This window comes from Clostridium sp. AF02-29, assembly GCF_934835585.1.
GTDB lineage: Bacteria > Bacillota > Clostridia > Lachnospirales > Lachnospiraceae > Otoolea > Otoolea fessa.
The window spans coordinates 51,228-65,003 of sequence record NZ_CAKVZK010000011.1 but is presented as its reverse complement, the minus strand read 5'-3'; the positions used below and the strand labels follow the sequence as shown (position 1 = coordinate 65,003).

Genomic DNA, 13,776 nt, shown 5'->3' with positions numbered 1-13,776 from the left:
CTTTCTTTCTTTCTTTCTTTCTTTCTTTCTTTCTTTCTTTCTTTCTTTCTTTCTTCTATTGTATTTGGGAAAGAAAGAAAAGTCAACGAAAAAAAGAAACGAAAAATCGACAAGTATCACCTCCCGATACTTTTCCATATCCGAAGTATAATGACCAGGTAATGCGGTTAGGATTTCGAGAAAAATATTTCAAAAAGTAAAAGGAGAGTGCATTAATTATGAGAAAGCAGACTAAATTAGTTGCAGTACTTTCTGCAGCAGCTTTACTCGCTATGGGTGCTTCCATGACTTCTTTCGCAGCTGGTTGGCAGAAAGATGACGCTGGTGTTTGGCATTATTATGATAGCGACGATGAGATGGTAACAGGCGAGTGGAAGAAGGACGGCGGTAAGTGGTTCTATCTTGACGAAGACGGCGATATGCTGACAGACGCTTGGGTAGATGATGACTACTATGTAGATGAGTCTGGTGCTATGCTGACAAATGCTTGGAAATATACTGTATCTGATGAAGATCAGGATGAGCCGGACGAGGATGGCGAGCGTTGGTTCTACTTCAACAACAAAGGTAAAAAAGTTGTAAGCGATACCAAGAAAATCAATGGTAAAACTTATTTATTCGATAGCGATGGTAAGATGCAGTTCGGCTGGCAGTATGACAGCGTAAACGACGACATGTACTACTATGGCGATGAGAATGACGGTGCTAGAGTTGAGTCTCAGTGGCTGTGGCTGGAGAAATCCGGTAACTTAAGCGACGAAGATATCGATGATGGACAGAACAAAGGTCAGTGTGATGATAGCACCTCTGATCCGTGTGATGACGAAGGTTGGTACTGGTTCCAGTCTTCTGGTAAAGCATATCATGGCACAGGCAAGAAGAAAATCAACGGCAGATTCTATATGTTCAACGAGCATGGTCAGATGCTGTATGAGTGGATCGACAACAAGAAAGTATCTGTAGCTTCTAATTCTAAACTTGATGCTGCTCGTACCGATGGCACTGTAGCAACTGCTGGCGAGATGCTGTACTACAACGAAGTTGAAGATGGTTCCAGGGGCAATGGTTGGGTTCAGCGCGATGGTTCTGAGGCTATGAAGACTGACAATGATACCGACTGGTACTACATCGATGATGGTGATATGTATCACGCTAATACAACTGATGCAGCTGGAACAACCGATGATGGTGATCCAGTTTATGTAATGAGAAAGAAAGTTAAAGTAAGCGGTAACAAGTATTTCGCATTCAACGAAAAAGGTCAGATGCAGGATGGTCTGCAGTTCATCGCTAAAGACAAGGGATTCTTCTACTTTGATGAGAACGGCTACCAGAAGACTGGTAAAGTTGCTTCTGTAGAGTGCGAAGATGATGATTACACCTTCTACTTCACAACCAAGAATGGCAAGAACGGTATTGGTTATACAGGTGAAAAAGATGGTACTCTGTACTTCAATGGTAAGAGACTGGAAGCTGATGATGACTACAAGTTATATGTAGTTGATGAAAAAGTTTACCTTGTAAATACAAAGGGTAAGATCCAGAAAGCATCTACTGCTAAGAAATATGATGATATTGTGAACGCTGCTTACGTTGGAAAAGAAATTTATGTAAAGACCAACAAGAAGGGTGTTGTTGAATCTGTTGATGGTGTAGGTTATACTACTTTAGTTAATACCGTTAAAGCTGATATTGCTAAATCTGGTTTTGTAGGTGCTCAGGATTACGATAATCAGGTAGCAGTTCCGTTCATCGCACTGTATGACGGTGTTTATACATACGATAAGAACTTAGCTGAAGGCTGGAATAAATAATTGATATTAATTTGAGTTCTAATTTATTAATATCCTATTAATTCAATGATAAAGAGTCCTCTGGGAAGAAATTCCCAGGGGACCTTTTTTCTATCTTTTCAATCTCTTTCTCCACCTTGTTTCCCCCATCCTTTCATGATATGATAATAAAAACAGCCTGATTTTTCGAAAGGAGCGATGATTCTATGACGAATCTAAATATTCCGGTTGGCGTCTCGGATTTTTCTCAGATACGTAAAAATGGATATTACTATGTCGATAAAACGAGACTCATTTCGGAATTATTAAAGAAAAGCACAGCAAACGTCACGCTGATTACTCGCCCCAGACGATTTGGAAAGACGCTGGCTATGAGTATGCTGGAACATTTTTTCGATATTCGACATGATAACCATTCGTTATTTCAAGATTTGGAAATCAGTCATGAATCATCTATTTGTCAAACATGGATGAATCAGCGTCCGACTCTTTTTATTACATTTAAGGATGTAGATGGGACTACATTTGACAGTGCTTTTGATATGCTGAAATTTGTCATATCCCAGATATGCATCGAATACTCTTATTTGGAGCAAGGTGATACCGTCAGCGATGCATATAAAGAGATTTTTAAACGACTAAAAAATCAGACTGCATCTGCAACAGATATAAAGGGTTCTATCCTGATTTTGATGAAAATGATGCAGGCTTATTATGGGAAGACAGTTATTCTTTTGTTGGATGAATACGATGTTCCCGTTGCAAAAGCAAGCAACAATGGGTATTATCAGGAAATGCTGGAAATCATGAAAGCAATGATGAGTACCTCATTAAAAGATAATTCCAGCCTCTGCTTTGCGGTTGTGACAGGATGCTTGAAAATTGCTAAAGAAAGTATCTTCACTGGAACCAATAATTTTGTTTCGGATACCATTACAGCTTCTCGATTAAATGAATATTTTGGCTTTACACAAAACGATGTAAATCAGATTTTAAAGGAATCCAATACTACCGAATATTCGGATGAAATCAAAGTCTGGTATGACGGTTATCATTTCGGATGCTTTGATGTATATTGCCCGTGGGATGTGATGAATTATCTTCGGGATCTTCAGCATAATCCTTCCATGAAGCCTGAGAGTTATTGGAAGAATACAAGCGATAATGCAATTATTCGCTCTTTCATTGATTATGCAGGAAGCAGTATCACAATGAAATTAGAAAAATTGCTGTCCGGCGGATATATTTTCCAAAAGATTGAAGAAAATTTAACCTATGATTATCTTCATTCTTCCGAGGATAACTTATGGAGTATTTTATATTTAACCGGTTATCTGACGCGCGTTCGAGAGACGGATATTCAAGAAACTATACCAGATGGAACAACCGCATTGATGATTCCGAATAGGGAAATCAAGGATATTTTTGAGTCAACAATTATAAAATGGTTTAACGAATCAACGAAGCGTTGGAACCGCACAGAATTATTTCATGCGGTATGGGATGGAAACAGCGACAGGATAACGGATGAAATGAATAAACTTTTAAGAAAAACCATCAGTTATCATGATTACCGGGAAGACTTTTACCATGCATTTCTGGCAGGTATTTTTACTGGTGCCGGTTATGTGGTAGAGTCGAATAAAGAGCATGGAGAAGGTCGAAGTGATGTGATTGTCTACGACTCTGAAAATGGACAATTGGCCCTTTTTGAAGTGAAATATTCCAGCACGCTTGACCAGATGAAACAATCCTGCAAAAAAGCACTTGCACAGATCGATGAAAAGATGTATGCAAAAGAATTTGAGGATTCCTATGATAAAATTTTGTGTTATGGAATTGCTTTTTTTAAGAAGCGTTGCCTGGTGTATTTGAAAAATTAAAGTAATAATAAGGCTCCGCCTCTAAAAGAAGATTCTCTTGAAGAGACGGAGTCCTCTTATATCAAGCTATCAGCTTAATGATTCAGATACGAATTGGATGTCAAATCACAGCGGCCGCAAAAAGAGGATTTCTCAATCAACATCTCTTTTTACTGCCGCCGTGACAAATAACTTGCTTTTCATTTTTTAAATTCTAAAATTTTACATTCATGTTTTCGCGTCTTTAAATCATAATTGATTCCAACCAGCAGCATATTTCCTGAATAATCTTCCAGATTCTGGAAATATTGTTTTTTTAATATCTGCTGAATTGCGCCTTCGGCCGATTTGTTCCATTTTAGTTCGACAATCAAAGCCGGCTTATCCAGAAATCCTTTTCGCGGTAAATAAACTATATCTGCAAATCCAGATCCCGATGGAAATTCACGATAAACCTGATAAAAGTTTCTGGCAGCGTAGAGTGCCAGTGATACAGTATAACTCAGTGCATTTTCATCATTATACTGTAAATGGGATGTTTCAAAATGAGCCTGTTCCATATAAGCAGCTACTTTTTCTTCGTCTTTTTTCCAGATAGCATTAAGTAAATCAGCTGAGTTTTTCAATGCTTTCGAGACTTCTCCCCAATGGGAAACCGAAACCGCATTTACAAACTCTCCACGGATTTCATTATTAGGAATAAAAACTGATTTATGGCTGAAATCGTATCCCAGATAGCCCAGATGAATCAGCAAAGTCAGGACATCATCCTCGCCGTGAAATGTCGTCATATCATTGCTGAAACTGCCTGTATTGACCGGTACCATTTCTCCAGCCATCATGCTGAGAACGTCGTCTTTCAGCCCATCAAAATTCATGTCAATATATCCGCGCAGTGCCTCAAATGTTTCGGTCTGGTTCCAATAAGAATCGCAGATACCAGAAGTCATAGCAGCCACAACCGAACGCGGACTGTAAATAGAAGAGGCTTTTTCAAAGCGATATCCATCATACCATTCTTTGATTTCTGCCAAATCCATTTGATAATCTGAGCAGAGGCAGCGCACCTCATTTTCTGTGAAACCGACATATTGCGCCAGAACACCTGGATTTGCCATCGAGAATTCATCAAACATATTGAGCGCAGAATGGGTACCGTATTTTTTTATTGGCAATATTCCTGTCATATATGCCAGATGTATATGTGCCTTATCCTTTAGAAAATCACGAAGAAAATCCAGATATCGTTCCTGAGCCGCTTTATCTTCTGCGTATTCCCTAAAAATACAATCCCATTCATCAATGATTATAATAAATGGCTCATTTGTTTCAGCATAAATTTCCTTCATATTTTCCGTCAGATCTAATTCATCATAAAAATCAATCGTTGGATATTCACGGCGAATTTCTCTCATGAGTGAACGCCGGATCCGCTGAATCAATTCTTCGACATTAGAGCTTCGACTTAAAAATTCCTGGATATTTAAAAATATAGTTGTGTAAGTGTTTAAATATTTTTTATAATCTTTTGAACAGCTGATTTTTCGGTCTTTAAATAAAGTATCAGACTGACATCCCTTACTATAATAAGCAGCCAGCATATTGGCTGTAATGGATTTTCCAAATCTCCTTGGGCGGCTGACGCAGATATTTTTCTGGTTTGTTGCCAGCACATTGTTGGTATAAGAAATCAGCTCTGTTTTATCTACATAGATCTGAGAATGCACCGCTTCTGAAAAAGCTGCGTTTCCGGGATTTAAATATATACCCATATAGCTCCCTCTCTTTTTAATAAAACTGCACGTTTATCACACATCATGATAATTTGTTGTTTTTATTATCATATCATGAAAGAATCAGTGAAACAAGACTTGGAAGATATGCTTAAACTCAAAATGATAGTACTGCAGAGAGTTTTGCATATTCTATTCTTTAACTGACAGAGGGCAAATGCAGTCATACAGACAGACTTCCTTTACATTGCGACCACATAAAAAACTCCGCCACCTCGAAACACTTCGAGGTATCGGAGCTCTTTTTACTAAAAAAGAAGCGGCATTCCAGGAAATATCCTGAAATACCGCTTCTCAATTATCCTAAGTCAAATGACTAATCGAATAAAATTCAGATTAATTATTTGTTTAATCCTAACCAACCTTCAACAGCCTTAGTACCAACCAGATCTGTGTAGGTATAAATATCGTCATCATACAGCTGGATGAACGGTACAGATACGATCTGATCCTCTGTAACAACATCTTTACCAAACTGAGCTTCTGCATCAGCAATCAGATCCTCAGCTTTGATTGTCTTACCGCTAGCTAAAGTAACGGATACAACTTTCTTGCCGCTGATCTCTACTTTTACATCATCCTCAGCGATGCCCTTGTTCTCGATGTCATACTTCTTGGAGGTCTTCTGAACTTTACCTTTGGTATTGGTCAGATAGATATCTCCATCATAGTAGTACAGTCTGTAGTCATCATCTGCATCCAGTCTCTTACCATTGAAGTACAGATAATCATCTTTCAGACCATTGTAGCCAAGACCATTCTTACCATTCTTGGTGTTGAAGTAGAATGTGTAATCATCATCGTCGTTCTCTACAGATGTTACGCGGCCAGTCTTCTGATAGCCGTTGTCATCGAAGTAATAGAATCCGCCGTCAGCCTGGCAGTACTGTAAGCCATCCTGCATCTGACCTTTTTCGTTGAAAGCGAAGTATTTGCCTTCAACTTTGATTCTCTGAACGTATACAGCTCCGTCATCATCGTAAGTAGCGAAGTCTTTGGAACCGCCATCAGCGTATTTAACTTCACCGTCATCGATGTAGTACCAGTCTGTATCACCATCAGCATCCAGATCCTCAGCGCCGTCGATCTGATACCAGCCGTTACCTCTGGAACCATCTTCAACTTCGTTGTAGTATCTCATTACGCTGGTTGTAGCTAATTCGCCCTTAGCAAGGTTACCATCAAGCTGTGCGTTGGAACCCTGTTCAACAGCTTTGCCATCGATCCACTCGTACAGCATCTGACCGTGCTCGTTGAACATATAGTATTTGCCGTTGATTTTCTTCTTGCCTGTGTCATGATATGCTTTACCAGAAGACTGGAACCAGTACCAACCCTCATCATCACAGTTATCATCTTCGGAGCAATCAAGAACTACTTCCAGATCATCATCATCATCCAGATCGTTCTCATTGTTACCGGATTTCTCAAGCCACAGCCACTGAGACTCAGCTCTCCAACCTTCGTCTTCTGTACCTAAGTAGTAAGCGTTGCCGTCATCCTCATGCCAGCCATACTGCATCTCACCATCTTCGTTGAAGTAGTAGGTCTTTCCATTGATCTTCTTATCAGTATCGGTAACTTTTTTACCTTTGTTGTTGAAGTAGTACCAATGCTCGCCGCCGTCTTCCGGATCATCTTCATCCTCATCAGCCATGGTCTTTTTCCACTCGTTGGTCAGCATATGACCATCTTCAGCTACATAGTAGTCATCATCTACCCATGTATCTGTCTCCATCTCACCATCTTCGTCAAGATGGAACCATTTACCGCCATCTTTCTTCCACTCATCGGTTACCATCTCATCATCGCTCTCATAGTAGTGCCAAACTCCAGCGTCATCTTTCTCCCAACCAGCTGCGAAAGAAGTCATGGAAGCACCCATAGCGAGTAAAGCTGCTGCAGAAAGTACTGCAACTAATTTAGTCTGCTTTCTCATAATTAATGCACTCTCCTTTTTACTTTTTGAAATATTTTTCTCGAAATCCTAACTGCATTACCAGGTCATTATACTTCGGATATGGAAAATTATCAATAGTTTTTTTACAGAATTTCCAACTTTTTATTTTGAAGTGGAATATTGTCTGTATTTCCTATGTTTCTCTTCCCTGTGAAGTACTGCCTTTCTCCGATACACCCACATTATAATACACGTTTTTCCAAAATACCATAACATTTATCTGTGCATTTTCTTACGGATTTTTTACGAAAATTCTTTATAGTTTCGTAATTGTATTTATATTTGTACAATCCTGTTTTGACCGCCAAAATGCCTGTATTTCCAGTATTTTTTACGTTTCTTATTTCCCACAGACCACCTTATCAAGCCTTTCGTCACTGTTCACGCATACGTGCCCAGTAACAGTCTTTATTCTCCCCCCCCCGCAGCATTGCTTTTTTCGTTTACTTTCTCTGTGTTTATGCTATAATGTTCATATATCACTTTTAATTTTATTTTTTGAACATACAACAGCTAGAACCTATTTTCACTCTTATCCATCTATAATGATGACGAAATACGTGAATATATAAGAGAAAAATAAAAGAATTTAATAATTCAGGAGGTTTTATATGGATCGCTATGGACTGATCTGCCGGAGTTTCTATGAGAATCCGGATGTGACCCAGCGGGAGCTTGCTTCGATTTTGAATCTTTCCCTGGGGACTGTGAATAAATTGCTTGGGGACTGCCTGGAGGAGGCATTTCTCATGACGGATATGGATACGGGGAAATATCTGCTGACCGAACAGGGGCTTAAGTATCTGGAACAATTTAAAGTGGATGGCGCCGTCATTACCGCCGCCGGGTTTGGCTCCCGGTTTGTGCCGCTGACGTTTGAGACGCCGAAGGGGCTTCTGGAAGTGTTTGGCGAGCGGATGATTGAGCGTCAGATCAAGCAGCTCCATGAAGCGGGGATCACGGATATCACAATTATCGTCGGTTATTTAAAGGAAAAGTTTGAATATCTGATCGACAAATATCAGGTCAAACTCCTCTATAACCCGGAGTACGCCACCAAAAATAATCTGGCTACGATCTACCATGCCCGCGAGCTGTTCCGCGGTCGCAATATGTATCTGCTTGTCTCGGACAACTGGATTCGAAATAATATGTACCATAAGTATGAGTGCGGCGCGTGGTACTCTTCCGTTTACATGGATGGTGAAACGTCAGAGTGGTGTCTTTCTTCTAATAAAAAGGGACGTATCACATCGGTGCAGGTCGGTGGGCATGATTCCTGGGTCATGTATGGACCTGCGTTCCTCTCGCGTGATTTTTCCAACCAGCTGATTCCGCTCATTGAGGAAGCCTATCATCAGCCTGGCACAGAACAATGGTACTGGGAACAGGTTGTCGTCGATCATATCAAAGAACTGGATTTTTCGATGAACTGCCAGCCGGCGGATCAGGTCTATGAGTTTGAAAACCTGGAAGAACTGCGCCTGTTTGATCCGAAATATCAGAATCATTCGGACAATGCCGCCATGCAGCTGGTCGCACACGTTTTCAATGTAAAAGAGGAAGCGATACACAACATCCGCTGTCTCAAATCTGGTATGACAAACCAGTCGTTCCTGTTTGAACTGGATGGAAAACATTATATCTGCCGCATTCCGGGTCCGGGAACAGAATTTCTGATTAACCGGAAAGAGGAGGAGGCTGTTTACAAGGCGGTCACACCGCTTGGCATTACCGAACATATTTTGTATTTTGACGGAAAAACCGGCTACAAGATCGCCCAGTATTATGAGGGCGCTCGGAATGCGGATGCAAAGAACCCGCAGGAGATGGCCGCCTGCATGGAGATGCTGCGGAAGCTGCATCATTCCGGCGTGACGGTTCCGCACACGTTCCGCATCCGGGAACGGATTGATTTTTATGAGAGGATCTGCCGCGGACATGAGGAAATGCTGTTCGAGGACTACCCAGCGGTCCGCGCCCGGATGAATGAACTGATGGATCGGCTGGATACACTGGAACGTCCTTGCTGCCTCTCCCATATTGACTCGGTTGCGGACAATTTCCTGTTTCTGCCGGACGGCTCCCTGCGTCTGATCGACTGGGAGTATGCAGGCATGTGCGATCCGCTCATTGATATTGCGATGTGCAGTATTTATTCATATTATTCACAGGAAGAGCTTGACCACCTTCTGGAAGAATACCTCCAGCACGCCCCATCGGACGAGGAACGCTTTGTCACGTATGCCTATGCGGCGCTCGGCGGTTTCCTGTGGGCGCTCTGGGCGGTCTTCAAGAGTATGGAAGGGCGCGAATTTGGCGATTACACGATCGTGATGTACCGGTATGCGAAAAATTATTATCGAAAAATTGTTTCCGAGGGCTTGTTAAAATTGTAATATTTCCGTTAGGTATTTTACATTTTTCTATGTTATACTTATAAAGTAATTTGATATGATACCAGGGTCAAAAGGTCAGAAGTTCGACGCAAGCTTGCTTGCAGGAGAATTTTTGACCTTGGGACCCGCCAAAAACATGAGTAAGTAGCCATTTTTCAAAGAAAAATGAGCGAATTACGAATGTTTTTGAAGATTGCGGGAGCATATAGTGCGGAGCAATCTGGTATCAGAGGGGTCAAAATGCTTTTTGCCCCCAACATCTTTGATATTAATTTCTACTGTAATCATAGATAACGATAAATCACATTGCAAGGGGGATACGCGATGCGGAAAAGATATGCAAAACTGCTTGGGCTTGCCTGCCTGATCGGTGCCATGGGGCTGCTTCCTTCTTCCCAGAGCCGTGCGGCCGGATGGCTGAAGGACGGAAACTACTGGTACTACATGACCGACGACGGTCAGAAGCATACCGGATGGGTACATATCGGAGAGAAATATTATTATATGGATGATTCGACCGGCAAGATGGTGACCGGTTGGCGTCAGGATTCATCCACTTCCGCCTGGTATTATTTCAACCAGAGCGGCGAGATGATGACCAAATGGCAGAAAATCAACAACTACTGGTACTATTTTAACCAGTACGGTGTGATGCAGAAGGGCTGGCTCCAGCTTGATACGGTCTGGTATTACCTGGGTGAGGATGGACGGATGTTTACCAACTGGCAGAAGATGGACAACGGCACCTGGTACTATTTCGGCACGGACGGGGCGATGCGGACTGGCTGGCAGAAGGTAAACAGCACCTGGTATTATCTCGACGAAAATGGAAAACTGCTGACCGGTTGGCAGCTCATCAAAAATGAATACTACTATCTCCATGAGGGCAAGATGCTGACCGGATGGCTCAATGACAGCAACGGAAACACCTACTACATGGACAAGACAGACGGCAATATGAGCCGCGGATGGAAGCAGATCGACGGCACCTGGTACTATTTCAATGAGTACGGACACCGCCAGAAAGGCTGGATTAAGGTATCCGGCACCTACTATTATCTGGATGAGAACGGTAAGATGGCTTCGAACACAACCCGGACGATTGATTCGGTGAAATACACCTTTGCCAAGAGCGGTGCGTGCCAGAATCCACCGTCCAGTCTCTCCGGCATGAGCGACAGCTATTTTGACCCAAGTGCTTCACAGGGAACAGGGACTTCGTCTGGCAGTTCTTCTTCAAGCAGCACTTCGGGGCCAGGCGGAACGGCTTCGAACAATTCCAATTCAGGGACCTCCAGTTCAGGTAACACCAACAATTCGAATCGTTCCGATCCTTCGACCAGTTTTACTGCACCGGGAAGTTCCAACAGCTCCAGCTCGTCAAATGGTTCTTCGTCGGGCACAACCGTTCCGATTCCTGGAAGCGGCTACAGCAGCTCCACTTCCACGCCGGGCGGGACTTCCAGTTCGTCAGGCTCTTCGAAAAACCAGACAAGCAGCAGTTCCACCAGCGATACCGGCAATGTACCAAGCCGCATCTACAGCAACGGCACGACTTACACCGCACCGACGACATCAAGCTCCAGCTCGTCAGGCTCTTCGTCAAATTCGTCCGATAAACGGATTAACGGATTTACCTCCAATCAGGGCGATACGATTCAGGAGGGACAGACGCAGGGTCCTGGACGGAAATAAACCGTATTTGCAAAATATATAAGTGTTGTTAAAAAAAGATTTTGACCAACGATTCATAGCCTATATCGATGGTCAAAATCTTTTTAATTAAAATCATACCTTCTAAAAGCTGCCTACACCTCAAACACCAAATCCCCATAACTCGGGAACGGCCATAACTCTTTATCTACCAGCATTTCCAGCTCGTCTGCCGGTTTACGGAGAGCTACCATCGCCGGGCATACCTCATGCAGATAGGCAAATGCTTTTTCTTTGTTATCCTTGATCGCAGATGCCTTTGCCAGGATATCTTTGAGTGCCGCCAATGCCACCTTCATCTCTGAGAGTTTATCAGAGGTCTCTAAAAGCAGTTCTTTCTGGACACTGACATCGGCTTCCTCACAGGCAGTCCGTACGGCTGTCAGGGAGGAAGCAAGCTGGGTCGTATATTTGACAACCGCCGGGATGATCTGCTTGCCCGCCATGTCGATCATCGTCTTTGCCTCGATGTTGACGGTCTTGGAATATGCCTCATACTCAATCTCGGCGCGGGATTCCAGCTCGGTCCGGGTGTACACGCCAAATTCTTCAAAGAGCTTGATCGCTTTCTCTGTCCGGATTGCCTCGACAGAATCGATACCTGCTTTCAGGTTCGGGAGTCCACGGCGCTCTGCCTCTTTAACCCATTCCTCAGAATAACCATTTCCGCTGAAAATGATGCGGCGGTGCTCTGCAAACAGGCGCTTGATCATGTCATGGACTGCGCTGTCAAAATCATCGCTGTTTTCCAATTCGTCCGCAGCCTCTTTAAACGCCTCTGCCACGATCGTGTTGAGCACGACGTTCGGGGATGAAACAGAATCCGAAGAACCAACCATACGGAACTCGAATTTATTACCGGTAAACGCAAACGGTGAAGTACGGTTGCGGTCGGTTGCATCCTTGACGAAATCCGGAAGTGTCGCTACTCCCGTCTGAAGTACCTCGCCCTGCTTAGAATGTGCGGCTTCGCCCGTGCTGCACAGCTGATCGATAACATCCTCCAGCTGCTCGCCCAGGAAAATAGAGATGATCGCTGGCGGCGCCTCTGCCGCACCCAGACGATGATCGTTGCCCGGAATCGCGGTGGACTCGCGCAGCAGATCCGCGTGTCTGTCAACTGCTTTCATGATGCACGCCAGAACCAGAAGGAACTGTACATTTTCGTGCGGCGTCTCGCCCGGATTCATCATGTTGATGCCGTCGTCGCTCGTCAGGGACCAGTTGTTGTGCTTACCGGAACCATTGATTCCATCAAATGGTTTCTCATGCAGCAGACAGGTCAGACCGTGATGTCCTGCGACACGCTTCATCGCCTCCATGACCATCTGGTTGTGATCGACTGCCAGATTGACCTGACAATAGGTTGGTGCCAATTCATGCTGTGCTGGTGCAACTTCGTTGTGCTGTGTCTTTGCACTGACACCCAGACGCCACAGTGTCTCATTTAACTCTTTCATGAATGCACCGACTCTCGGACGGATGCTTCCAAAATAGTGATCATCCATCTCCTGCCCTTTCGGCGGCATCGCGCCAAACAGGGTACGACCGGTGTAGATCAGGTCTTTTCTCTGTAAATATTTGTTCTTATCAACCAGAAAATACTCCTGCTCCGGTCCCACATACGGAATCACCCGGTGGGAAGTCGTATTTCCAAACAGGCGGAGAATCCGGAGTGCCTGCTCGTTGATTGCCTGCATGGAACGCAACAGCGGTGTCTTCTTATCCAGTGCTTCGCCGCGGTACGAACAGAATGCGGTCGGTATGTAGAGTGTCACGCCCAGCGTATCTTCACGCAGAAATGCCGGGGAAGTACAATCCCAGGTTGTATAGCCGCGTGCCTCAAAGGTGGAACGAAGTCCGCCCGACGGAAACGAGGATGCATCCGGCTCGCCCTTAATCAGCTCTTTACCGGAAAACTCCATGATAACGCGTCCGTTGGAATCCGGTACGGAGATAAACGCATCATGTTTTTCTGCCGTAATGCCGGTCAGCGGCTGGAACCAATGGGAATAATGCGTCGCACCGCGCTCGATCGCCCAGTCTTTCATCGCGTGTGCGACAACATCTGCGATGGACGGATCCAGCTCAGCTCCGTCTTCAATGGTTTTCTTCAGTTTTTTGTAAACACTTTTCGGAAGGCGTTCCTGCATCGCCTTGTCATTAAACACATTTTTTCCGAAAATTTCCGGTACGTTGATAATCTCGCTCATTCAATCCCTCACATTAATATGAAAACAGACCGGACCGCCGGTA

The 13,776-nt window shown here is 43.7% G+C and carries 7 protein-coding genes; 4 read left to right on the top strand and 3 right to left on the bottom strand.

The annotated features are described in order from the left end of the window. The first annotated feature begins 218 nt into the window (after positions 1-218). Both PUQ60_RS04585 and PUQ60_RS04580 read left to right on the top strand, forming a co-directional pair. Positions 219-1,814, top strand: a complete 1,596-nt coding sequence (locus PUQ60_RS04585; RefSeq protein WP_273378929.1) for a glucan-binding protein — start codon at positions 219-221, stop codon at positions 1,812-1,814. Positions 1,815-1,999: 185 nt separating this feature from the next. After that, entirely contained in the window at positions 2,000-3,676 is a 1,677-nt protein-coding gene (locus PUQ60_RS04580) for an AAA family ATPase (protein ID WP_273378926.1), read from the top strand. Positions 3,677-3,855: 179 nt separating this feature from the next. Here PUQ60_RS04580 and PUQ60_RS04575 read toward each other — a convergent pair whose 3' ends face one another. Both PUQ60_RS04575 and PUQ60_RS04570 read right to left on the bottom strand, forming a co-directional pair. Beyond that, positions 3,856-5,427: an AAA family ATPase gene (locus PUQ60_RS04575; protein WP_022360279.1), complete on the bottom strand. Its 1,572-nt coding sequence runs from the start codon at positions 5,425-5,427 to the stop codon at positions 3,856-3,858. A gap of 361 nt (positions 5,428-5,788) precedes the next feature. After that, positions 5,789-7,387, bottom strand: a complete 1,599-nt coding sequence (locus tag PUQ60_RS04570; protein WP_273378925.1) for a glucan-binding protein — start codon at positions 7,385-7,387, stop codon at positions 5,789-5,791. 632 nt (positions 7,388-8,019) lie between these two features. On the opposite strand from PUQ60_RS04570, the gene PUQ60_RS04565 reads away from it, so the two are divergent. Both PUQ60_RS04565 and PUQ60_RS04560 read left to right on the top strand, forming a co-directional pair. After that, entirely contained in the window at positions 8,020-9,807 is a 1,788-nt protein-coding gene (locus PUQ60_RS04565) for a phosphotransferase (RefSeq protein ID WP_118749653.1), read from the top strand. A gap of 324 nt (positions 9,808-10,131) precedes the next feature. Then, positions 10,132-11,502, top strand: a complete 1,371-nt coding sequence (locus PUQ60_RS04560; RefSeq protein WP_273378921.1) for a cell wall-binding protein — start codon at positions 10,132-10,134, stop codon at positions 11,500-11,502. A gap of 113 nt (positions 11,503-11,615) precedes the next feature. Here the strand turns inward: PUQ60_RS04560 and PUQ60_RS04555 are convergent, their stop codons facing one another. After that, positions 11,616-13,733, bottom strand: a complete 2,118-nt coding sequence (locus PUQ60_RS04555) for a glutamine synthetase III (protein ID WP_273378918.1) — start codon at positions 13,731-13,733, stop codon at positions 11,616-11,618. Positions 13,734-13,776 lie beyond the last annotated feature (43 nt).

Excerpts from the sequence above, each read along its gene's own strand:
- PUQ60_RS04585 (WP_273378929.1), top strand. The coding sequence starts at position 219 with ATGAGAAAGCAGACTAAATTAGTTGCAGTACTTTCTGCAGCAGCTTTA.
- PUQ60_RS04580 (WP_273378926.1), top strand. The coding sequence starts at position 2,000 with ATGACGAATCTAAATATTCCGGTTGGCGTCTCGGATTTTTCTCAGATA.
- PUQ60_RS04575 (WP_022360279.1), bottom strand. The coding sequence starts at position 5,427 with ATGGGTATATATTTAAATCCCGGAAACGCAGCTTTTTCAGAAGCGGTG.
- PUQ60_RS04570 (WP_273378925.1), bottom strand. The coding sequence starts at position 7,387 with ATGAGAAAGCAGACTAAATTAGTTGCAGTACTTTCTGCAGCAGCTTTA.
- PUQ60_RS04565 (WP_118749653.1), top strand. The coding sequence starts at position 8,020 with ATGGATCGCTATGGACTGATCTGCCGGAGTTTCTATGAGAATCCGGAT.
- PUQ60_RS04560 (WP_273378921.1), top strand. The coding sequence starts at position 10,132 with ATGCGGAAAAGATATGCAAAACTGCTTGGGCTTGCCTGCCTGATCGGT.
- PUQ60_RS04555 (WP_273378918.1), bottom strand. The coding sequence starts at position 13,733 with ATGAGCGAGATTATCAACGTACCGGAAATTTTCGGAAAAAATGTGTTT.